This window comes from Bacteroides xylanisolvens XB1A (genome assembly GCF_000210075.1).
GTDB lineage: Bacteria > Bacteroidota > Bacteroidia > Bacteroidales > Bacteroidaceae > Bacteroides > Bacteroides xylanisolvens.
This window is the reverse complement of sequence record NC_021017.1, coordinates 4,860,442-4,883,476: the sequence shown is the minus strand read 5'-3', so window position 1 is coordinate 4,883,476 and position 23,035 is coordinate 4,860,442. Positions and strand designations below refer to the sequence as shown.

General features: G+C 48.2%; 25 protein-coding genes and 4 pseudogenes. 22 read left to right on the top strand and 7 right to left on the bottom strand.

Translation table 11 applies throughout. The features are described 5' to 3' along the window. The first annotated feature begins 22 nt into the window (after positions 1-22). The 20 genes and pseudogenes from BXY_RS18945 (at position 23) to BXY_RS18850 (ending at position 13,881) form a co-directional block, all read left to right on the top strand. Positions 23-433, top strand: coding sequence for a ParA family protein (locus tag BXY_RS18945; protein WP_032844135.1), 411 nt, complete (start codon positions 23-25; stop codon positions 431-433). Between the two features lie 2 nt (positions 434-435). Then, on the top strand, positions 436-930 hold the full coding sequence (locus BXY_RS18940; protein WP_009040018.1) for a DUF3408 domain-containing protein: 495 nt from the start codon (positions 436-438) through the stop codon (positions 928-930). Between the two features lie 3 nt (positions 931-933). Continuing rightward, positions 934-1,868, top strand: a pseudogene (locus tag BXY_RS18935) (hypothetical protein). A 328-nt stretch (positions 1,869-2,196) separates the two neighbouring features. Further along, positions 2,197-2,652 (top strand): hypothetical protein, encoded by a 456-nt coding sequence (locus tag BXY_RS18930; RefSeq protein ID WP_009040016.1) that lies wholly within the window; start codon positions 2,197-2,199, stop codon positions 2,650-2,652. A gap of 21 nt (positions 2,653-2,673) precedes the next feature. Beyond that, positions 2,674-3,102, top strand: coding sequence for a hypothetical protein (locus BXY_RS18925; RefSeq protein WP_009040015.1), 429 nt, complete (start codon positions 2,674-2,676; stop codon positions 3,100-3,102). Between the two features lie 272 nt (positions 3,103-3,374). Next, a complete protein-coding gene (locus BXY_RS18920) occupies positions 3,375-3,674 on the top strand; it encodes a DUF4134 domain-containing protein (RefSeq protein ID WP_009040014.1) in 300 nt (99 codons plus the stop codon). A gap of 24 nt (positions 3,675-3,698) precedes the next feature. After that, a complete protein-coding gene (locus BXY_RS18915) occupies positions 3,699-4,019 on the top strand; it encodes a DUF4133 domain-containing protein (RefSeq protein ID WP_015532683.1) in 321 nt (106 codons plus the stop codon). A gap of 3 nt (positions 4,020-4,022) precedes the next feature. Beyond that, positions 4,023-6,527, top strand: a pseudogene (locus tag BXY_RS18910) (TraG family conjugative transposon ATPase). 22 nt (positions 6,528-6,549) lie between these two features. Next, positions 6,550-6,681: a hypothetical protein gene (locus BXY_RS23745; protein WP_015532682.1), complete on the top strand. Its 132-nt coding sequence runs from the start codon at positions 6,550-6,552 to the stop codon at positions 6,679-6,681. Further along, positions 6,682-6,957 carry a hypothetical protein gene (locus tag BXY_RS18905; RefSeq protein WP_004313115.1) on the top strand — a complete coding sequence of 92 codons (276 nt, stop codon included), beginning with the start codon at positions 6,682-6,684 and terminating at the stop codon, positions 6,955-6,957. 4 nt (positions 6,958-6,961) lie between these two features. Next, a pseudogene (locus BXY_RS18895) lies at positions 6,962-7,591 on the top strand (DUF4141 domain-containing protein). A 28-nt stretch (positions 7,592-7,619) separates the two neighbouring features. Then, positions 7,620-8,633: a conjugative transposon protein TraJ gene (gene traJ, locus BXY_RS18890; protein ID WP_009040012.1), complete on the top strand. Its 1,014-nt coding sequence runs from the start codon at positions 7,620-7,622 to the stop codon at positions 8,631-8,633. A gap of 30 nt (positions 8,634-8,663) precedes the next feature. Then, positions 8,664-9,287, top strand: a pseudogene (gene traK / locus BXY_RS18885) (conjugative transposon protein TraK). Further along, positions 9,277-9,567 (top strand): hypothetical protein, encoded by a 291-nt coding sequence (locus tag BXY_RS18880; protein WP_009040011.1) that lies wholly within the window; start codon positions 9,277-9,279, stop codon positions 9,565-9,567. The pseudogene traK and the gene BXY_RS18880 overlap by 11 nt, the downstream one beginning before the upstream one ends. Continuing rightward, the gene (locus BXY_RS18875; RefSeq protein ID WP_015532681.1) at positions 9,551-10,396 is read left to right on the top strand and encodes a conjugative transposon protein TraM; all 846 of its coding nucleotides are present in this window, start codon (positions 9,551-9,553) and stop codon (positions 10,394-10,396) included. Before BXY_RS18880 ends, BXY_RS18875 begins: the two co-directional genes overlap by 17 nt. Positions 10,397-10,408: 12 nt before the next feature. Further along, a complete protein-coding gene (traM, locus tag BXY_RS18870; protein WP_011109427.1) occupies positions 10,409-10,813 on the top strand; it encodes a conjugative transposon protein TraM in 405 nt (134 codons plus the stop codon). A 4-nt stretch (positions 10,814-10,817) separates the two neighbouring features. Next, positions 10,818-11,717, top strand: a complete 900-nt coding sequence (gene traN, locus BXY_RS18865; protein WP_015532680.1) for a conjugative transposon protein TraN — start codon at positions 10,818-10,820, stop codon at positions 11,715-11,717. 18 nt (positions 11,718-11,735) lie between these two features. Then, positions 11,736-12,326: a conjugal transfer protein TraO gene (locus tag BXY_RS18860; protein ID WP_009040009.1), complete on the top strand. Its 591-nt coding sequence runs from the start codon at positions 11,736-11,738 to the stop codon at positions 12,324-12,326. A 25-nt stretch (positions 12,327-12,351) separates the two neighbouring features. Further along, entirely contained in the window at positions 12,352-12,813 is a 462-nt protein-coding gene (locus BXY_RS18855; RefSeq protein WP_015532679.1) for a TraQ conjugal transfer family protein, read from the top strand. Between the two features lie 156 nt (positions 12,814-12,969). Further along, entirely contained in the window at positions 12,970-13,881 is a 912-nt protein-coding gene (locus BXY_RS18850; protein WP_009040007.1) for a M48 family metalloprotease, read from the top strand. Between the two features lie 21 nt (positions 13,882-13,902). Here the strand turns inward: BXY_RS18850 and BXY_RS18845 are convergent, their stop codons facing one another. The 6 genes from BXY_RS18845 to BXY_RS18820 form a co-directional block, all read right to left on the bottom strand. Next, a complete protein-coding gene (locus tag BXY_RS18845) occupies positions 13,903-14,364 on the bottom strand; it encodes a hypothetical protein (protein WP_015532678.1) in 462 nt (153 codons plus the stop codon). Between the two features lie 358 nt (positions 14,365-14,722). After that, entirely contained in the window at positions 14,723-14,962 is a 240-nt protein-coding gene (locus tag BXY_RS18840) for a hypothetical protein (RefSeq protein ID WP_009040005.1), read from the bottom strand. Positions 14,963-15,092: 130 nt separating this feature from the next. Continuing rightward, positions 15,093-17,027: a ParB/RepB/Spo0J family partition protein gene (locus BXY_RS18835; RefSeq protein WP_009040004.1), complete on the bottom strand. Its 1,935-nt coding sequence runs from the start codon at positions 17,025-17,027 to the stop codon at positions 15,093-15,095. 26 nt (positions 17,028-17,053) lie between these two features. Continuing rightward, positions 17,054-17,644: a hypothetical protein gene (locus tag BXY_RS18830; RefSeq protein WP_055235410.1), complete on the bottom strand. Its 591-nt coding sequence runs from the start codon at positions 17,642-17,644 to the stop codon at positions 17,054-17,056. 61 nt (positions 17,645-17,705) lie between these two features. Next, positions 17,706-18,719, bottom strand: coding sequence for a hypothetical protein (locus BXY_RS18825; protein ID WP_009040002.1), 1,014 nt, complete (start codon positions 18,717-18,719; stop codon positions 17,706-17,708). Between the two features lie 32 nt (positions 18,720-18,751). After that, entirely contained in the window at positions 18,752-19,045 is a 294-nt protein-coding gene (locus BXY_RS18820) for a hypothetical protein (protein ID WP_083787905.1), read from the bottom strand. Between the two features lie 860 nt (positions 19,046-19,905). Between BXY_RS18820 and BXY_RS18815 the strand changes: the two genes are divergently transcribed. Together BXY_RS18815 and BXY_RS18810 are read left to right on the top strand one after the other, a co-directional pair. Continuing rightward, on the top strand, positions 19,906-20,838 hold the full coding sequence (locus BXY_RS18815) for a glycerophosphodiester phosphodiesterase family protein (RefSeq protein ID WP_009040000.1): 933 nt from the start codon (positions 19,906-19,908) through the stop codon (positions 20,836-20,838). Between the two features lie 15 nt (positions 20,839-20,853). Beyond that, positions 20,854-22,077: a clostripain-related cysteine peptidase gene (locus BXY_RS18810; RefSeq protein ID WP_015532674.1), complete on the top strand. Its 1,224-nt coding sequence runs from the start codon at positions 20,854-20,856 to the stop codon at positions 22,075-22,077. Between the two features lie 58 nt (positions 22,078-22,135). Here BXY_RS18810 and BXY_RS18805 read toward each other — a convergent pair whose 3' ends face one another. Beyond that, positions 22,136-22,771 (bottom strand): RNA polymerase sigma factor, encoded by a 636-nt coding sequence (locus BXY_RS18805; protein WP_009039998.1) that lies wholly within the window; start codon positions 22,769-22,771, stop codon positions 22,136-22,138. Positions 22,772-23,035: the final 264 nt, after the last annotated feature.

Below are 23,035 nucleotides of genomic sequence, written 5' to 3'. Positions count from 1 at the left end.
ACTGTTCGACCTGCCCGGAACTATGGGTAGCGACGGGGTTATCGCTGCAATTAGTGCGCTCGATTATCTGTTCGTGCCGATAAAGGCAGACCGTCTTGTGCTGGAAAGCACGCTGAACTTTGCCACCACCATTAATGACCGGCTGATAAAGACCGGCGTGTCCGCACTGAAAGGTCTTCATCTATTCTGGAACATGGTTGACCGCAGGGAACGCACGACATTGTATGATGTGTATCAGCAAGGTTTTTCCCTGTTAGGGCTGGATTGTCTCAAAACACGTATTCCCGTGCGCAGTAACTTTACCAAGGACTTGTCCGCTATGGGCGGCCCCGTTTACCGGAGTACGCTGTTCTCTCCCGATGCGGCATTCACCAAAGAGTGCGGCTTCGATACGTTTATGGATGAAATCATATCTGTACTTAAAACCGAATAGTCATGGCAAAGAAAACAAGCGGACAAAATCCGGTGGATGAAGCGTACCTGCGCAGCCTGATGGCAGGGGTTCCTTCGGAGCCTCCTTTATCATCTGTACCTTCAACCGGCGGAGGTAATGGCGAAAATAGAGAAACCGCTTTATCCGATGAGAAAGGAAAAGCGGATGGCACTGCAAATGAAACAGTCAGGGATGTTTCCGATGCAGGTGGTGCCGACCGTTCGGAAGTGGTTACGGAAAAAACGTCACCGAAAACGATTCGCACGGCTCTGGCTGACTTTATACGCAGATTCCTCACCCCTTATAAATGTGAAGGCAGACAGGGGGTATATATAGACAAGGAACTGCACCAGAAAATATCAGTCATCGTGGGCATTGCCGGAAAACGGCAGTTGACGGTAGGAAACTACATAGACAATGTATTGAAGGAGCATTTCGAGAAACATGCGGATGAGGTGAAGACCTATTTACAAAAGAGTTATAACAAAATATTTTAGGGTATGAATATACAATCAGGTTACTATGAAGCCGGAATCGCTCTGTTCTGGCTATTGTTCGCCTATCTGTTCATGGATAAGTTCCTGTTCAAGGGACAGCTTGGCGAAATATGTTTCGGAAAGGCACGCCGCCGCATGGCAAAAGCTCTGCGGGGCGTTGCCGGATGGTTCGATCCGGTGAAAGAGGAACAGAAAAAAAGGGCGCAGGCGCTCGAAAGGGAAAGCGGAAAAGAAAGACGTTCTGGTAGCGCCGGAGTCTGAAAAGAGGAATGTCACGACCGCAAAAACGGAAGTGAAGGACAAAGAAAAGGCTGAAGTCAAGGAAAAGGCAGAGGGCAGGAACATGGAAAAACCTCCCCAAAAAACGCTCTGAAACGGACAGTCTTGTCGTTACAAAAAGCTACGGGATACGTCAACGGCCGCCAATAAACGTCACCGGTTCCGGAACTATTGCAGGTAAAGAAAATGCCTCTACTTTTGCTGGCAGAAACGAAGATACAGCGCCACAAAAGGTAGCACAAGTGCCGCCGGAGCGCATTCCGGAACTGTTCCGGGACAAGCGCGTGGAAGAGTGGAGGGCTTCTTCGGATGAGAGTTCCGGCAAGCCGGATGGCGATAGCGGACAGGGAGGAAACGGTGACGAAGTGGATACGGATGAGTTGAACGAGGAACTGGATGATTTGAACTGTATCCGCGAAGAGTATTCGGGCGAGGCAACCGGCATAGGGCCGGAAGAGATTGACCTGATTATCGACCTCTGCAACGGCAAGGATATTCCGACAGACAAACGATTGTCCCTTTTAAGGGCGATCCACCATATCAAAGATACGCAGATTGAACGCTCGATACTGGAAAGTATCAATGGCAGCGACAGCCGTATCAGCAAATTTCTGGATGAAGCCGAGCAAATGGGCGGGGCTGCTCCGGACAGAGATTAACCAATTAAAAAAGGAGGTAACAATGACAAGAGGTTATTTTGATACGGGTTGACAGCCCGTATCACCTTAAAGAGAGAAATTCGCTATGGTATTAATGACTGAATAAACCAACAAAACCATGTATATGACTTATTTCGATTCGGGTTGATAAATGGATGTTCCCGCCTGGTAAGGGAACACTCCAATCAAGAAGAGACAATACCTTTGGTAACTTACTTATAAAACAGAATGGCTATGACAAAAGGCTATTACGATTCGGGATGACAGACCGCCTGCGGCATTCACCCGGTAAGGCAACAAGAACTATTCACCATTAAATTTTATCCGTATGAATATAGGACTGGTAGATGTGGACGGACATAACTTCCCCAATTTTGCGCTGATGCGCCTTTCAGCTTATTACAAGGCAAAAGGGCATCGGGTGGAATGGGCAGAACCGACGGGACGGTATGATAAGGTGCTGGCAAGCAAAGTGTTCACTTTTAGTTCTGACTATGATTACAATCTGCTGGATGCGAAGGAAATCATAAAGGGCGGAACGGGATATGATATTGCCGGCAGGCTTCCCGAAGCTGTGGAAAACAGCCGGATGATGGATTATTCCATTTACCCCCAATATCCTTTTTCCCTTCAGTTCTTTTCAAGGGGCTGCATCCGTAAATGCCCCTTCTGTCTCGTCCGTGAGAAGGAAGGATACATTCAGGCCGTGGAGCCGGTGGAGCTGAACCCGAAAGGGAAATGGATTGAGGTGCTGGACAATAATTTCTTTGCCAATCCGCAGTGAAGATCGGCGGTAGATTATTTGATGAAGGCCCGGCAACCCGTTAAACTGCACGGTGTGGATGTGAGGATTATGAATGAGGAACAGGCCTGGCATCTAAACCGGATGAAGATGAAGCAGAACATCCATATTGCGTGGGATTTGCCCCGGCTGGATCTGACCGACCGCCTGAAAGAGATGGTCAGGCATGTGAAACCTTACAAGATAACCTGCTACGTGCTGATAGGATTCAATTCGACCGTTGAGCAGGATTTGTTCAGGTTGAACGTACTGAGGGAACTGGGGATTACTCCCTTTGTTATCCCTTTCCGGGATTATGCAAACAAGCGGACGCCTACGCAATACGAGCGTGACCTTGCCCGATGGGCGAACCGGATGTGGCTATTCAAGTCTACCTCCTTTGAAGACTATACACCCCGCAAGGGTTTCAAGTGCGGAGAATATCTGAAATAACCTGATAAAGACAAGACACAATAGAGACAATGAGAACAAACGGCTATTACGATTCGGGATGATTCACATCCTGCTTTCAAGAGAGAATTAACAAGAATGTTTCACCACCAAATCAAGTGACAATGCAAATAGCATATTATGACTCCGGCTGATTTCCGGCCGGAACTTACCCCCTGAATCAGTAAACCATAAACGGCCACGGCTGCCTTATGGGGATAGTGAAAGGGGGCAGTCCGTGGCTTTTTTAATCACCTAAAAAATCACGGAAATAAATGAAAAAGAAAAGATTGATTATGATGCTTGCCGCTGTTGCGGCGGCAAGTGCGGCAATGGCCCAGGGAAACGGGCAGGCAGGTATTACGGAGGCCACCCAGATGGTGACAAGTTATTTCGATCCGGGAACAAAATTGATTTATGCAATCGGTGCCGTAATCGGTCTCGTTGGCGGCGTCAAAGTCTACCAGAAGTTCAGTTCGGGCGACCCCGACACGAGTAAAACTGCCAGTTCGTGGTTCGGAGCCTGTATCTTTCTGATAGTCGCCGCCACCATTCTGAGGTCGTTCTTCCTCTAAGATTCATACTGAAGACAGTAACTTATGGCTGATTTTGAGATAAATAAAGGTGTGGGCCGTGAGGTTGAATTTAAGGGGCTTCGGGCACAATACCTGTTTATTTTCGCTGCCGGCCTGCTTGCCGTGTTCGTGATGTTCGTCATCATGTATATGGCAGGCATCGGACAGTGGATCTGCATCGATTTCGGGGTATCGTCGGCTACGATGTTGGTATGGCTGACCTTCACGCTGAACCGTAAATACGGAAGTCACGGGCTGATGAAGCTGTTCGCGGCCCGGAGGCATCCCCGGAGAATCCTCTCACGAAAACGTATCACACGTCTGATTAACAAACAACAATCGTAAATTATGAGAAGTATATTAAAAGCATCCACATTGGAAAGCAAGTTCCCCATCATGGCGGTGGAACACGACTGCATTGTCAGCAAGGACGCCGACATCACGGTCGCTTTCCGGGTCACACTGCCGGAAGTGTTTTCGGTATCCTCCGCAGAGTATGAGGCGATGCACGCCACATGAGCGAAGGCAATCAAGGTGTTGCCGAACTATTCAATCCTGCACAAACAGGATATTTTCATCACCGAGAAATACGAGCCAGACAGCCGGAAGGATGACCTCAGCTTCCTCTCCCGCAGTTTTGAACGCCATTTCAACGAGCGTCCCTACCTGCACCACACCTGTTACCTGTTCCTCACCAAGACCACCAGGGAACGCTCCCGGCAGCAAAGCAACTGGAACACGCTCTGCCGTGGTTTTCTGGTGCCGAAGGAAATCAGGGACAAGGAAACGGTGGAACGCTTCATGGAAGCGGTGGGACAGTTTGAAAGTATCGTTAATGACAGCGGCCTTGTCAGGCTGGAACGGCTCACCACGGAAGAGATTACGGGAACGGAAAACGAACCGGGCATTATCGAGAGATACCTCACGCTCTCGGCTGACGGAACTACCATGTTGCAGGATATGCAACTGAACCCTGACGAGATGCGTATCGGTGACAAGCGGCTTTGCCTGCATACGCTCTCCGACCTCGACGACCTGCCGGGAAAGGTAAGGACGGACGGTCGGTACGAACGCCTCTCGACAGATCGCTCGGACTGCCGTCTTAGCTATGCCGCCCCTGTGGGCGTGATGCTGTCCTGCGACCATATCTACAACCAGTGGATATTTATAGACGACAGTAACGAAAACCTTTCCCGTTTCGAGAAGATGGCGAAGAACATGCAGTCGCTTTCCCGGTACAGCCGCAGCAACCAGATCAACAAGGAGTGGCTGGACGAATATCTGAATGAGGCGCACAGCAACGGACTGCAATCCGTGCGCTGCCATTGCAACATCGTCGCATGGGCGGAAAACGGGGACGAACTCCGCAGGGTGAAGAATGACGTGGGAAGCGCACTGGCATTGATGGAATGTACTCCGCACCATAACACGACCGACCTTCCGGCTCTCTATTGGGCAGGCATACCGGGAAATGAAGCGGACTTTCCGGCCGAAGAGACGTTCTACACGTTTACCGGGCAGGCGCTCTGTTTCTTCACGGCTGAAACCTGTTACCGGAACTCGCTCTCTCCCTTCGGCATCCGCATGGTGGACAGGCTGACGGGAAAGCCCGTCTTCCTCGACATATCGGATTTACCCATGAAAAAAGGGGTGGTGACCAACAGAAACAAGTTCATACTCGGCCCCAGCGGCAGCGGGAAGAGTTTCTTTACCAACCATCTTGTGAGACAGTACTGGGAACAAGGGACGCATATCCTGCTGGTGGACACCGGAAATTCATATAAGGGACTCTGTGACCTGATACATCAGAAGACCGGAGGGGATGACGGGATTTATTTTACATACAAAGAAAATGATCCGATTTCTTTCAATCCGTTTTTCACGGAGGATTACCAGTATGACATCGAAAAGCGGGACAGCATCAAGACACTGATACTCACCCTTTGGAAAAGGGAGGACGAACCGCCCCGACGTTCGGAAGAGGTGGCGCTCTCGAATGCAGTCAGCCTGTATATCGAAAAGATAAAGAAGAACCGGAAGATAAAGCCGAACTTCAACTCGTTCTATGACTTTGTAAGGAAGGACTACCGCAAAGTGCTGGCGGACAAGAACGTGCGGGAGAAGGACTTTGATGTGGACGGTTTTCTGAACGTGCTGGAACCTTATTATAAGAACGGTGAATACGGGTATCTGCTGAACTCGGACAAGGAACTGGATTTACTGAACAAACGGTTTATTGTATTTGAGTTGGATGTTGTGAAGGATAATCCAATCCTCTTTCCGGTTGTCACCATCATTATCATGGAGACGTTTATAAATAAAATGAGACGTTTGCAAGGTATCCGCAAGATGATACTGATTGAGGAAGCTTGGAAGGCAATCGCCAAGGAAGGTATGGCAAACTACATCCGTTATCTTTTTAAAACAGTCAGAAAGTTTTACGGAGAGGCGGTTGTAGTGACGCAGGAAGTGGATGATATTATCTCTTCCCCCGTTGTGAAAGAGACGATTATCAACAACAGTGACTGCAAAATACTGCTCGACCAGCGGAAGTATCAAAACAAGTTCGACCAAATACAGAACCTGCTCGGCCTGACGGACAAGGAACGCAGCCAGATACTTTCCATCAATCTTGCCAATGCAGCGAACCGCCTTTATAAAGAGGTCTGGATAGGGCTTGGCGGTACGCAAAGTGCGGTATATGCAACAGAAGTTTCGGCTGAAGAGTACCTTTGCTACACCACCGAAGAGACTGAGAAACTGGAACTTACCCGCCTTACGGAAAAGCTGGGCGGAAACATCGAACTGGCTATCAAACAACTTGCCGAAAGCAAACGGCAGGAAAACAAGTAACCATATTAATCTATAGAAGACAATGAGTAAGAAAGATTTATTAAGCCAATGCAGGGAAGCACTCGGAGATGCGACCCTGACCAATCTGGATTTGCTGAACCTGATCGGGGAAATGAAGAAGGAACTGGAAAATGACCGCATCTGCGGTCACTGAATGAACAAGGAAGGCGGCTCCACGCTGACAATCCGTAAATCCAACCATGTGACGGACGGATTCAAGGGATACAAGGCCACGCTGTTCGCCGGAGAAATGAGTTATACCGAAATCAATATCCCGCTCCGGAAAGGTGACGACCTTTTCCTGCACGGGAACAAGGATGCCGGATGTATCGGGTATTTCAGCGGAAGCGAGGTGTTGCTGTTCGGCTGTTACGGGCTGTTTGCCCGTGATGACGACAGTCGGTATTTACTTACTAAAGAAAGGAGATAGACGCATGAAAAAGAGAATGATAATTTTATTCATGGTACTGCTGTCCCTTTCGGTGACAGTCAAGGCACAATGGGCAGTGATAGACCCTACGAACCTTGCTCAAGGCATTGTAAACTCGGCCAATGAAATTGTACAGACTTCCACAACGGCACAGAACATGTGAAGTAACTTTCAGGAGACTGTAAAGATTTACCAGCAGGGAAAGGCCTACTACGACGCTTTGAAATCCGTACACGACCTCGTAAAAGGGGCACGCAAGGTACAACAGACTATCCTGCTCGTAGGTGACATCAGCGATATTTACGTGACCAATTTCAATACGATGATGGGCGACCCGAACTTCACCGTGGAAGAACTCTCGGCCATTGCTTTCGGGTATAACCGGTTGCTTGAAGAAAGCAGCAACCTGCTGCTGGACTTGAAGGAAGTGACTACGGCTACCGGACTCTCGATGACCGACAAGGAACGACTGGACATCATCAACCGGATATACGGCGAAGTGCTGGAATACAAGAACCTGACATGGTACTATACCCGAAAGAACATCGGCATATCGTACCTGCGCAGCAAGAAGAAGGGGGATTCCCAGCGGGTGCTTGCCCTGTACGGGACACACGACCAGCGTTACTGGTAATCATTCATCCTAAAAAAACAGATAAACTATGATATTACTATCAATAGATTGGACGAACCTGCATGAGTTGCTGCGTTCGCTTTACGATGAAATGATGCCGCTGTGCGAGGATATGGCCAGTGTGGCAAAGGGAGTGGCCGGTATCGGTGCCCTGTTCTATGTGGCCTACCGAGTGTGGCAGTCCCTTTCAAGGGCGGAAGAGATTGACGTGTTCCCGCTTTTCAGGCCGTTCGTGCTGGGACTTTGCATCATGTTCTTCCCCACTATGGTATTGGGGACAATCAACGGGATTCTTTCCCCCGTATGCAGTGCCACTTCCTCACTGGTGGAACAGCAGACTTTCGACATGAAGAAGTATCAGGAAGAGAAGGACGAACTGGAACGGGAAGCGATGCTGCGTGACCCGGCAAAGGCTTTCCTTGTGAGTGATGAGGAATTTGACAAGAAAATAGACGAGCTTGGCTGGTCGCTGGGGGACATGGACACGATGATAAACATGTACGGGCAGAAGGCGGTGTATGACATGGGGGAAAAGGTGAGGCAATGGTTCCGGGAACTGCTGGAACTCTTCTTTCAGGCAGCCTCGCTGCTGATAGACACGCTGAGGACTTTCTTCCTGATTGTCCTGTCCATACTGGGGCCTATCTCTTTTGCGCTGGCCGTCTATGACGGATTCCAGAGTACGCTCACCACATGGTTGTCACGCTATATCTGTATTTACTTATGGCTGCCCGTGGGCGACCTGTTCGGCGCTATCCTTTCACGCATACAGGTTCTGATGTTGCAGCAGGATATCAAACAGATGCAGGACCCGACGTTCATACCGGACGCATCCAACAGTGTGTATTGTATATTCATGATTATAGGTATCATCGGTTATTTCTGCGTTCCCACGGTGTCCTCATGGATTATTCAGGCAGGCGGTGCGGGAGCTTACGGGCAGAAGGTGGGCGGTGCCGGGAAAATGGCCGGAAACGGTGCGGCGGCAGTCGGTGGGGCAGTCGGTGGATCGGTAGCCGGACGCATCAAGAAAATGTTCTAAACGTATCACTTAAAAAAACAGAAAGAAGACATGGAGTTCAAATCATTAAAAAACATCGAGACATCGTTCCGGCAGCTACGGCTGTTCGGAATGGTATTCCTGGGAGTATGCGTACTGGTAACGGTCTTTGCCACCTGAAAGGCATACGAGTTTGCCGAGGCGCAACGGCAGAAAATCTATGTACTGGACAGCGGAAAATCGCTGATGCTGGCACTTTCGCAGGATGTGCAGCAGAACCGCCCCGTGGAAGCGAGGGAACATATCAGACGTTTCCACGAACTGTTTTTCACCCTGTCACCGGACAAGAGCGCCATTGAAAGCAACATCCAGCGTGCCCTTTACCTTTCGGATGAAAGTGCCATCGGTTACTACCGGAACTTGCAGGAGAAAGGCTACTTCAACCGGATGATCGCGGGAAACATCTCGCAGACGCTGACGGTGGACAGCATACAGGGGAACTTCAACAGTTATCCCTACGAGATGAAGACCTATAGCCGGCAGCACATCATCCGTTCGAGCAGCGTTACCGAAAGGTCGCTTGTCACCACCTGCCGTCTGAGGAATGTAACCCGGAGCGACAACAATCCGCAGGGCTTTCTGATAGAGAGTTTTACCATCATCGAAAACAGGGACATCGGACAGTATGAAAGATAACGGTATAAAAAAGGTCTTCCACTCGTTCAGAACGGAGAAAGACCGATATATAATAAAACTCCGCAGGCGGTGGCAACGGCTGAGCTACCGGCAGCAAAGGATTATCATCCTTTACCTGCTCGGACTCTTCGCCGCCATCGACCTTGCCTACATCGTGGGCGGTTTCTGCGGGACAGACAAATTTCCGATTGAGGTACAGCATCTCCAAAGGATTGCGCTTCCCCAAACGGACAGTATTCAACCATTAAAAAACAATGTATCCAATGACACAATCCGATAAGAAAGAAGAAAAGAATAAAGAAACGCAGAAAGCGGAACCTGTATCCGAAAAGGGGAAGAAGTTAAACCGCAAGGTTGCCGACAAGCTGAAATTCTATGGCGTGGTGACATTCCTCTCCCTGCTTTGCGCCGGGTTCATCTGGTTTCTCTTCAAACCGGACACACCCGAAACGGTGGAAGGGACGGCAGGAATCAATACGACGATACCCGACGCTATCGCACCGGAGACGATGGCCGACAAACAGAAGGCTTACGAACTGGAAGAAATGAAGAAACGCAGGCAGGAGAAGGTAAGAACCTTGCAGGATGTGGCCGGGGGCTATCTGACACCGGACACAACGGACGGGCTGAAACCGGAAGAAGATGTACCGAAAGCGGATGCTATCCGGGAGTCCAGAGAAAAACAGCGGCAGATTTCAAGACAGATCACCTCGTTCTATAAGGAACCGAAGGAGAGTCCGAGGGTGGACGAACTGGAACGGCAGGTAAAGGAGCTTAACGAAAAGCTGGAACGTGAACGGAAAGGACAAGACCCGCTGGAACTGATGGAAAAGTCGTATGAGATGGCGGCACGCTATTTCCCCGGACAAACGGGCGGACAGGTGAAGAACATACAGCCTGCCGGGGGCACCGGTACCGGCAATCCTGCCGCCATAGCTGCCGGACGTGCCACGGAGAATGTGGTTTCGTCACTGGCCGTACCTCCGGTACCCGACACGATACCCCGCAATTACGGTTTTGCCACTGCCGTGGGCGGCGGACAGCTTGCCGGAGCCAATACGATACGTGCCTGCGTGGCCGAAGACCAGACAGTGACCACCGGGGCATGACTGAAGTTCCGGTTGCTGGAACCGCTGCAAGTGGGTGGTGTGCTTGTACCTGCCAATACTCCGCTATATGGTACGGTGCGTATCGAAGGGCAACGGATGGCAGTCACAGTAAACTCCATAGAGAGCGGCGGGAACATCCTGCCGGTGGAACTAACGGCTTACGATATAGACGGGCAGGCCGGACTTTTCGTTCCGAATACCGCAGAACGTACCGCCATGAAGGAAGCCGCCGCCAATATCGGGGGCAGTTTCGGAACAAGCATCTCGTTCGCACGCAGTGCCTCGCAACAACTCGTCATGGACGTGACAAGGGGCGTGCTTGGCGGCGGATCACAATATCTGGCCACAAAGATGCGTGAGGTGAAAGTGTCCGTGAAAGCGAATTATCAACTTTTATTAATATCCAAAAAACAGTAATCAGATGAAGACAAGAATTATTTTATCATTAGTCATACTTTTAACCGTATTGTCGGTAAAGGCGCAGGAACCGGTGGAAACAAAGATTTTCCCCACCAACCAGATTATCTCACCGCATAAGATTGAGGTGACTTTTCAGAAAACCGTACATATCCTTTTCCCTTCCGAAGTGAAATATGTGGATTTGGGCTCGTTCGACATCATAGCGGACAAGGCCACGGGAGCGGAAAATGTAGTACGCATCAAGGCGGCGGTGAAAGGTTTTGAAGGGGAAACGAACTTCTCCGTTATCACTGCCGACGGTTGTTTCTATTCTTTTAATGTGGTTTATAAGGACGAACCAGCGCAACTTTCCATTGAGATGGAAGACTGGCTACGGGACAATCCCGAAGGCGGGATTGCGGGCGACCGCATGTTCGTGAAGCTGAAAGAACTCGGCGGGGAGACACCGCTGGTGGTGAACCGTATCATGTACATGCTGTATAAGAAGAACAAAAGGGACATCAGGCATATCGGTTGCAAGAAGTACGGCATACAGACACTGCTCAAAGGGCTTTATATCAATAATGACCTGCTGTACCTGCATACTTCCCTGCGCAACAGTTCGGATATATCGTTCGACATTGACTATATCCGTTTCAAAGTGGTGGACAAGAAAGTAGCCAAGCGCACGGCCATGCAGGAGAACTTCATAGAACCTGTAAGGACATACAACCGCCTGATAACGGTGGACGGGAAAGCCACGGTGCGGGGTATATTCGTGCTGCCCAAGCTCACCCTGCCGGATGACAAACTGCTCGTGGTGGAGGTTTACGAAAAGGGCGGTGCCCGTCACCAGTCGTTCCGCATAGAGAACACAGACCTTGTGGCGGCAAAACCAATCAGTGAACTGCATCTGAAATAATAACCTATATATAATATAATGTATATGCAAAGAATACTATTCATACTGACAGTTGCCATGTTGTCGCTCTTTGCGGGCGAAGCATACGCGCAGCGTGACCTGCCGGGACAGACGGGTGTACAATTTACAACAGGGGGAGTCAATCATTTCCTTTCATGGAAGAGTGGTGGCGAACGCCACTACTTCACCTCGCTGGCCTTTACACATACCAACCGTAACCGTACCTGCTGGCTGTATGGTCTGGATTATCAGATAAAGGAGTACACCTACGAAAATAAGGCAATACCCAAAGCGCAGTTCACGGGGGAACTCGGCTATTTTATTCCCGTATTGTCGGACAAGGGCCGGAACGTCTGTTTCCGTATCGGACTTTCCGTTTTGGGCGGCTTCGAGACAGTCAACTGGGGAACCTCCCTGCTTCCTGACGGAGCGGCGGTGACAAACGGTGACTGCTTTATTTATGGCGGCGGTCTGACGGCGGCTTTCGATGTCTGGCTGACAGACCGGATTATCCTGCTGATGCAGGTAAAGGAAAGGGCGCTCTTCGGAACGGATGCGGGTAACTTCCATACCCAGATAGGATTGGGCGTTCGCCTTATTATTAACTAATAAAAAGAGAAAGGAGAAACAAAAAATGAAAAACGTATTATATAAATGTATAGGTGCACTGCTTGCGGCGCTGGCCTTCAATTCTTGTAACGACGGGATAGACATCCGGCAGGATTATGATTTCAGCCTCTCGTCATGGTATCTGCAAAAGCAGATTGCAACGGGTGAAACGGTGGAGATACGCTTTTATCTTGACCGTGAAGGGGACTATGAAAAGGCGGAGTATGAAATAGGTTACATCCAGATGGAAGGCAAGGGAGAAGTGTCCGATAGTGAAGGCATAAAACTTGTGAACCGGGAAGTGAGGCCGCTGGCAGAGGTGCCGGGACTGGATACGGAAAATCCGGTCAGGCAGATATTCACCCTCTTTTACCGTTCGACAAGCGCCAGACGTTCGGAACTGAAATTCTTTGTCCGGGATAATTTTGGCAGGGAAAGAGAAATGACGGTGACGTTCGATTTAGAAAACACTACGGCAAAGGAATAACTGCTACCATTATCTATCAAGAAAGACGGTGGGGAAACCTGTCGTCTTTGTTTTATGAAATTTGCTTAATGAAAACAAATGAATAAGTAATTGTTTCGGATTGCACAAAATTTGTTTTTATATTTAGCCGGAAGTTAATAGTTCAATCATATACGCATGAAAACAACACTCAGAATATTCCGTATCATCAGCAAGCTGTTGCTGCTGGCTTATGTCACGATAGTGAATTTTGTCTTTATTACGGTGTTTTACGCATTGCTACTTTCAATCTTGCGCCATATATGGCCGGCATATATACCGGGGCTGTTTGATGAGGGGGTGATTCCGTATTTAGTCAATACGTTACCGTATTATCTTTTGCTGTTATTCATCCTTTATTCCATTTCTCCGCTAAATGTGTGGGTGCTACGCAGAAAAGAAGGATACCGTCCTTTGAACAGTTCCGATCGCATGAGGCTGGAACGGTTGCTTTCAGAAATGGGTATGAACCGGAGGCTGAAACTTTATCGTAACAATGACGCACGGGTAAATGCTGCCGCATTCGGTTTCAATACGATAGGACTGACGGGCGGAGTACTCGCCGCAGCTTCGGATGAGGAGCTGAAGGGCATCATCAGTCATGAAGTGGGGCATATCTCCCATTACGACTTCGTCTATCAGGTGCTTTTATTCTCGATGGAGTCGTTCGGTTACCGCTGCCTTTATGGTATATTTCTTATTCCGGCTCTGATATTCGGGATAATTGGCAGCATGGTGTTCGCATTGGTTCCGGCTTTGGGCCTTGTAGGTGAACTCATAGCGAAGTTATGGTGGGCCGTTTACAAACTGCTTCACCGGATTATATACGGCATCAGCCGGATAACTGACGTGAATATCAATAAATATGCCGAGTACCGTTGTGATGCCTATGCAGTGAAATATGGTTGCGGCGAAGGATTGCTTTCTTTCCTCCGCCGGTTGAAAAGGACGGAAGACGTTTACGGTGAGCATCCGACTTTCACCGAATATATCATGAGTACGCATCCGTCCACCGAAAAACGGATTGCACGGCTGGAGAAACTGCTGTAACCTGCGGTAAAGAATGTGTGCCTATATCATTTTACGGATATTGGTATAGGGAGTACCGGATGCGCATATCTGCTGCATTTCTGTGGAAAAGTCATCGTAATAACAGATGATATGACCGCCGACAAGCGCATTGCCAAAAAACTCTTTTTCCGGAAGTATTTTTTTATTGTCTGCCTGCTTTATCAGGTCGTCATACAGGGCACGATACACCTTGTCGGTATCTGCCGGAAAAGCGGTTTCCGGTATGGCTACTGAAAGGATTATCTCCGGGCATTTGCCCGCTTCACGCAGCATGACTATCGTATCCGCACCTAATAATCCGATATAGGAATGCGGATTGCAGGTGAATGTGCGATAACCTTCATTATAAAGTGGAAGGATTATCCGGTAGAGTTCCATACGGATTTTATCTTCCCTGAATTGGTCGTATTTGGTTGTCTTTTCAATGGTACTGCCGGTAATGGCAACGTTCTTGTTGTACATCTTCCTGTGATTTTTGAGTAATACCTTGTCCGTAACTTCCTGTTATGTACCAAAAAAGCACGGAACTTAACAGGTTCTACTCTCCGGTACGACCAAGCACCCATGCAGGAAACGAGTTAAGACCGTGCCATTTGTGTATGACAAGGACTCTGCCCGTTTATTCTCCTGCATTGAATTTGGTCGTTTCGAGAGTAAGAACAAACAGCTAAAAGCTATTCTAATATGTTATCATTCAAAATCTTTAATCTTATAACTTTCTTTTTGGTTCAACCCTGCAAAAATAGAAAAAAGCCGGGCAACCGCATAGGGATTGCCCGACTTTTTTAAGAGGAAGTATTCAGGTGTGGGGTGTGGCAGGTCAGTCCACGGGTTCGCCGCCATAGCGAAGGCGGCAGATGTCCTTGTGGATTTCACACATGATATGCATCTGCATCTGCTTGCTGATATGGCGGCTTTGGGAACGCATAAACAGACGGTTCTCTACCAGACTGCAAAACTTTGTACCTTCCCTGCTCACGATGCAGAGGATTTGATGTTCAAGGAAAAACTCCCTGTCGGTGGAATACTCCACGTTAGGGGACATTTTTATATATTTCATATGCTGATATTTTTAAAGGTTTTACGGTGGCGGTGTGGGTGGGGTCGTCCGGCCCTGCCCTCTGTTCTCTTGGAGGGCGGTGAAAAAGATGTGCCGGATGTTGTCTCCGGCACATGCTTTCTGTTCGGCTTCAGGCGGCTTTTCCGCTTTCGGGTTTCTCCGTTTTCGGGGCGGTGACTTTCTTCTCCGTCTTTTCTGCCGTCTGCTGTTTTTCCGCTTCTTTGGCTGCTTTCTTTTCCGCTTTCTTCATTTCCTTTATCCTTTCTTCCAAACGTTCATGCCGTTTCTGATATTCTTCCTCGTGGGTGGCTTTGGCAAGTCCGTACTGGTCAGGAAAGTGCATGTTTGCGAAGTCTCTTAACAGCTTGGATGCGTTGTTGTCTCCGTGGCCGTTCTCACAAAGGAAGTGGCTGATGAAGTCCCGTTTGATTACCGTCTTTTGTGCGTCCGTCAGTTTGGCAACGATTTTCATCCGCTGTTTCTCGTCCAATGCGAAAGGCTGGTCCTTGATGCCAAAAAGCGAAAAATGCTTCCTTTGCAGTTGGGTAAGCATGACGAAATAAATCATGCCGTCCTCGTACTGCGTGAACGGACTTTCGGGATAGTCGTTCTCCCGGACAATCTTTTTCGTGTCGGCAACGGTCTTTTCGATAGAAAGCTGTTTGAAACGCTTGTCCCTCTCCTGCAATGTCCCGATAGTGACGGGGGCGGTTTCCTTCCTGTTTATCTCCACGTAGCAGAGTTCGGGTTCCGTCTGCCCTACCTTCACATAGGTCTTTATCCTGCCTTCCTCCTTCATGCGGTCAAGTTCCTCCACCTTTCGGGCATATTCCTCGTTTCTGCGCTCAAATGTCTGCACCGCTTGTTCGTACTCTTTCGCTTGGGTGAACTGCTCTTTCTTCGGTGCTTCGGGGGCTTTTGGAAATTCCCTTGCCGATACGTTGTAGTCAAGTTCCTTGATTTCATGCCCTTTCTTGTCCAATTTCTGTAGTGCCATATCGTTACGGCTTCCGTAGTAGGGGCGTGCGACAACCAACTTCGGATCGGATTTCAAAAGTTTCTCCGTCTCTTTTGCCACATGGGCGGCATTCTTGGTTTCCAGACATTTGCGGTTTGTGCAGTGTCCGCATCCGTTATGCTCGGCAAAGAGATTGTAATTGGCTGCGTTGTGTACGCATGCCTTGCATTCCGTCTTGTCGAACTTGTATTGCCCAAGGTCGGTGGTATAGTATTTTTCAAAGTACCTTTTGAAGAGATTCAATGTATATCCCGTCCAATCCTCACCGTTCCCCTCTTTGAGGTGCTTCTCGTACACGTCCTTTTGTATATCGGGTTCATAGGTGCTTATCTCCTCGGCTACGCTGACAGTGATTGTTTCATTGTCCAACAGTTCACCGATAGGCGCATAGAGTTCGTTCAGTTTCAATCGGGTATAGATATATTTCTCGCTCCGTCCGAAACGGGCGGTCAGTGAATACATGTCATATCTGCCCTTTTCAAGCAACCGCTTGAACGCTTTTGCTTCTTCAGTGGGGCGTACCTGCTCACGCTGCAAGTTCTCGCTTAACGACATGTCTTCCGCTTCATCGTCCGTCACATTATTATATATGGTCGCCTTTATGGTCTTTGCTCCTGCAAGCAATGAGGCACGGTAACGGCGTTCACCGTATATGATTTCATAACCGCCTTCCGTGCGTGGGCGTACCGCAATGGCCTGCAGGATTCCCACTTCCCGAATGCTTTCCGCAAGTTCCTGCAATGATGCGTCATTGAACGTCTTGCGGTGGTTGTCCGTGCTTGGGTGTATGGTGGTGATGTCAAGGTCTGTTTCGGCTGTGGCCGTTGCAAGCGGTGTCTTGAACGTGACCTGCTGCGGTGTTTCTTCCGTAACGGTGGGAACGGTTGCCGTTTCGAGGGGGGCCGTCACTTCGGTAGCCGTGGGCACGTCCTGCGGTGTGAGTAACATTATCGGCTTCGGGATAACTGCCAAAGCAGTTACTTTTACTGCATTTTCTTTCTCTGATTTCTGTACGCTGTTCTTCTGTACTTTTTTGTTCGTCTTCATAATGGTAAGTTTTTAAATGTTGATAATTAATTGAATAGTTTTCCGTCTGAAAGGTATTCCCAACCGTTGGCGTTGCTTTCTTCCGTGAAGTATTCCAAAGTCTGGGTGCTCTCCATATCATCCCAACAAGCACGGAAAAAGCTGTCGAGACATTTGTTCATAAGGTTATCAAACGTGACATTCCCGGTGGGGGATTTCAAGAACCGATAAATCGGATCGAGAATATCGTTATCAATACAATAGCCTGTAAGGGGACAACAGGTATCTACAAATATCCTGCTTTCTCTCCCTTTCCTTCCGTTCCAAAAATATTTTCGGGTGTACAAGTCGTTCCAATGGTTGTTCATCAGATAGGCCACCAACCGCCAACCGCTCAGGCTGTCTATGCAGTCTTCCTGCCTGCTGCGGTAGTCATAGCTATAATTACATGCGTCATATCTCCAATTACGGCACACGATACCGAAGTGTTCGCAAAAGGCATCAAGGGTTTGGCGGTTCTCGTAAGTCCAACCGTAAAAGTATCGATTGTATAACCATTCGCCATGCGCCTTTTCCTTGGCTTCCTCGGATAACTCTGTTATCCGATAGAGGGTGTATGTTCTTGTTTCCGTTCTCATGTCGTTACTTTTTGGTTCTTTGATAGGCGGGGCGGATTGTTCCGCCCTGCCGTTCATGCTGTCATACGCGGATGCACGTGGCGAGTGCTTCCCTTACTTTCAGCTCCTGCTTCTTGGAATATATCCACCCTGCACGCCTTTCGCCCTTATAAGTGAGGTTTGCACGGAACAGACCGTTCAAGTTTTTCAGAACGTCCTTTATTGGCTTGGTGTCACCGAATACGGCAATCGCCTTTTCGCTGTATTCCACGATTTCAAGACTGAGGGTTGAAGGGTCTGCGGTTGCTGTCGGCTGTTGTGCTTCGTTTTCCCTCTGCGGTGCTTTCATGCAAAGGTTGGCTTCATCCCCTGCGGTGTGCGCATACCGTTCTATGAACTTTTCAAGGTCACAGATAGGCTCTTTCTCAATCGTCCAACCGCTGTACTTGTTCCTGCCCAAATACATGCCGTCCCCCATGCTGTAATTTTCACGGTGTTCGTAATCTGCGTTATATTCTGCCAAATAGGCCGTTTCCTCAAAATTGGCGGCATGCTTGCGCATTTCCGAAAAGAGGTTGCGTGTATGTTTGGAAAAGCCTAAAATGACGGTTCTTGCTATACTATAGTCGTAATAGTCCGTATAACTGTCGCATTCGTTCACTCTCAATGTGCCGATAATGACCGCCTTTGCATCCGTCGGGATAAGGGGGCGCAAACGTTCCGCACCGATTTTGGCGATACGTTCGTATTCCTCTCTTGCTTCCTTCGCTTTCTTTTCTTCTTCGGCTTTCTTCTCTTTCGCTTTGGTCAGTAAAGCGGCTGTTTCCAACGGATCCAAAAACTTGGGGTTCGCATCATCGTAATAGATGCCTATTCCGAATTTCTCTGATAATGGCCGGATAAGGTCGGAAGTGTGAAACTCGTGTGTTCGCAAATTGACAAGATGATAGGTTATTCCCCACTTGTCACGGGTTACTTCATACACAACATAGCTGTCATAGCTGTAGCCTTCCAATACTACCACTTGATTGACTGAAACGGTCTGAACGCTTCTGTCGTAACTTTTGTTAGCTCCCAATAAATGTACTTTAGTCATAATGATTTAATTTAAAAATGATTAATATTCTGTCAGAGTATCACGCAAAGAACAAGGATGAGAAGAGCGAGCACGCAAAGGGAAAGGAAAGCGGAAAGGATGCGCCACACGGCACGGATGAGGAAAAACACCACCGCCAAAACTGCCAACATGGGCAACCCACCGCCCAAGCCAACCACTACACCACCGACAAAGGCACACACGAAACGTACTGCCACATAGACCATGAAACCGACCGACAACCACTTCACCAAATTTTTAATGCCGGTTGGAGCGGAGCCGAAGCCTCGTTTCAAATCTTGCTGTATTTCAGTTCTCTTTTTCATAACATTGACTTTTTTTTTATGCCTTGTCGGTGGCTTCACCTTGCTCGTTTCAGGGGGCAGATACGGACGGGGAGAAAATATGCAAGGCTTTTGGTGAGAATTTTTCAACCGCCCGGCTGGACGGATTGAAAAATTTTCGCCAAAACCCGTAGGGCGCGAAGCGGGCTTGCAGATTTTTAGGGGACCCGGACGTAGCTTCGCACCCTGAACCACGCAAGGTGAAGTTACTGACAGGGTGATAAAAATGAGGAAATGGCTATATATGGGAAAAAGAGAACTGAAATACAGTAAGATTCGGAAGGCTGTGCCGACTGGATTATTTATATGATTATAATCGGATTCTATATCGGGGAAAAAGAGCCGGATATTTATAACCATAAAAAAAGTACCTCTATCTTTTGGGGATAGCGCACTTCTTCAGTTGTGTGTCTTCAAATAATACGTCCTCACGGATTTGCTGATTTTATATCTATACCTATTGAATTTATAGAAGTTTTGTACAACCAGCCGTTAAACTCTAAAAAATACATGCATTCGTTCTCACGAACAAGCAATATATATCTATTACAATTAAGCCGGAACAAATGTAGCAGGTGAGGACTGAAAAACACCAAACCGCTTGGCGGTCGGGTGATGTATTTATCATTCATTAACAGCTCACGACGGGTAATGTTACAGCAACATAACAAATGAGCTGCCATAAAGGAAATGTTTTATCTTCTTCACGATAAGGAATTTATGTGTTTATGTCCGTCTCTTGTAATAAAGCGGTTAATTTAGCCCGTATTTTTCCTGTTTGTAGTGACATCGTAATATCCGTTCACTACATTTGTCATATTAATAATCAGAGACACAAAATTATGAAAAGTAGATTATGGCTGTCTGTCTGCCTGCTACTGGCGGCAGGAACAGTGCTTGGCGGATGCCAGGCACCCGTGAAGGAGAAGCTGCCCGTTGTGCATGCGCATAGGGGCGGTGCGGCTCTTTATCCGGAGAATACGATACTAGCAATGACGCATGCTGCGGCAATCGGTGTGTCGGTGATGGAGCTTGACTTGCACGTGACGAAGGACAGTATGGTGGTGGTGTCGCACGATGCCTACCTGAACCATGTTAAGGCATTGACACCGGAAGGGGAACCGATTCCGGCTGGGGAGGATAAGGATTATAAGATATACGCAATGACGTATGACAGTTTGCGACGGTATGATGTGGGCAGTCTTCCGAATCCTGCATATCCGCGACGGAAGAATGTGAAATGCTGCGTACCGCTGGTTACGGATTTGATTGACGCGGTGGAACTTTTGACCAAGAGTAATGGTATCGCTCCGGTGAGCTACAATATCGAGATAAAGTCCGATCCGTCAAAGGACGGGATTTATTCGCCGGATTACCGGACGTTTGCGAACTTGTGCATGAAAGCGCTGTTGAGCAAGAAGCTGGGTGATCGGTTGCTGGTGCAATGCTTTGATGTGCGTACATTGAACTATCTGCACCAGAAATATCCGGATGTCCGTTTGTCCTATCTGGTGGAGGATAAGAACGCTACCTTTGAGGAACTGATGGCGCGGTTGGACTTTGTACCGCAAGTGTATAGCCCGGAGAGCGATATGCTGACGGAGGAGATTGCCGGGAAGGTCCGTGCCAAAGGGATGGAACTGGCTCCGTGGACGGTGGACGACAAGCCGGAGACGGAACGGTTGAAGACGTTGGGGGTGGATGCCATCATTACCAACCAGCCGGATAGCGTGATGCGGTGGCTGGGATATCCAGAGAATAAAGGGAAAGAATAATTAGTGAATACTGTTATGAAACCAGCTGTTATTGCATTTTTCAGAGGCTATAACCTGCTTTTCCTGTCGGGGATGTGCCTGCTTTTTTTCGCATTAACCGGTTGTTCGGACGATGATGAGGATGAGCTTCCGCCTACACCTATTTCTTATACCACACTGATATATATGGTTGCGGATAACACGATGGATAGTGATGTGGACTACAGTATCAGTCAACTGAAGGCCGGGGCAAAGCGGAGTGCGGGAACAGCGGTGGTGTATGTGGACCGGATGGACGAAGCGCCGCGTCTGTTCAAGATTACGCAGGCAGGCGAAGAGGTGCTGCTGAAAAACTATGAGGAAGAGAACTCTGCCAATGTAGAAACGCTGGTGCGGGTGATTGAAGAAACGAAGGAACTGGTTCCGTCGGAAAGGTTCGGGCTGGTGCTGTGGTCACATTCCATGGGGTGGGTTCCGAGCGGCTATAGCCGTACCCGGTCTGTATGGCCGGATAAGGGAGAACAGGCATTTCCGCGTACACGCTACATCGGACCGGACTTTCATCCGGGCAATGTGACCGTGGATACCATGATAGAGATAGATGCGCTGGCTGCGGGTCTGCCGGATCATGTGGCCGAGTATATCTGGTTTGATATGTGCCTGATGGGTAGTGTGGAAGCTTTGTATGCATTGCGGTATAAGAGCGATTATCTGATAGCTTCGCCTACGGAGGTGCTTGCGGAAGGAAGCTACGATGCATCGGGTATTCCGTATGCAAAGGTGTTGCCGTATATGTTCGGCGGTGTGGAAGGACTCAAACAGGCTTGTAACGCTTATTTTCAGCATTATAATGGCATGAAATATGATGTGCTCCGTTCGGCAACCATCACACTGGTGGATGCGGCACAACTGGACGGGTTGTATGACGTGGTTCATGGGGCGTTGTCCGGACATCTGGCAGATGCGGCTGGAATGGATGTCAGCGGATTGCAGGTGTACCATACGAGTGACGTGCCGCAGGTATTCTTCGATTTGAAAGATATGGTGAACAGGCTGAAAAATACGGATGATGCCTTGCTGGAGGCACAATTGGGAAAGACAGTTGTTTATACGGCGGCTACGGCTTCGTTCAAGTATGTGGTTATCGACAGAAATAAATATTGCGGATTGAGCGTTTATGTTCCCCTAAAGAAGTGGAAAGGGAATACGGAATATCAATATTACTTTGAAAGCCTGGAGTGGGGGGAAATCTACGATTAAGAAATCTCCGGATTTCTTTTGCTGCGAATATATCGGTTGTGTTGGTTGTGACTGTTTGCTATGATAGGCTGCAAAAGCAGATGCACGTGAGCAGGCTGTAGTAATACCCGGCCAGTTTGAACTGGAAGCGCAGATCCTTCATTATGATGGATACCTTCTTGTAAATGCTTTCAATGCTGATATTGAACTGGCTGGCGGTTCGTTGGGCAGGATAGTCCAACTCTTTCTGGTAGATGAAAACCTGTTTGTCCAATTCGGGATATTTGCTGAGTACCTTCTCGGTTATCTTGCGAATCTCCTCGGCGTAATAGTCAGCTTCGGGTGATGAAGGGGATGCGTAATTGTCGGAGAGGTTGGGAAAATCATCCAACGGGATTTCTTTGCTACATTGGGGGGAACGGTAGTAATCGGCTATACGTTTTGTTGCCATATTGAAGAAAAGGCTTTCTGCCGAATCCATGTTTTCGTAAATGAGTTGGGACGCATTCTGCCAAATGTTCAACCAGAAATTCTGACTCAAATCAAAGGCGGTATCTGCATTGTCCGTTACATTATAAAAATACTGTAGCAGTCTTTGGCTATACCGATTATAAAGAATTAAAAATGCATCAGCATCGGCAGATGCAGCGATAGCCTGTAACAAAATCTTGTCAGCCTGCTGCTCCTTTAGTTGTTTTGATAGATTTTTATTCATAATTCTTTTTAGGATTTCATGTCCCAAAAGTAAAAAGAGGTTATTTCAGAGTTATGACAAGCTATTAAAAAGATTGATGGGCTGTTAAGATTTACATGGCTGTAATGTTCATGCAATAGAACTGTAATATTTGACGGGATAATCGGGTGGATGCACGGAGATATGCCAACAAATTTGTATTGGAACCATATTTGATAAATTAGTTTAGAGTATTTTTGTAGATGTAATATTTTATACATATAAGTCGTTACTATAAATCTGAAT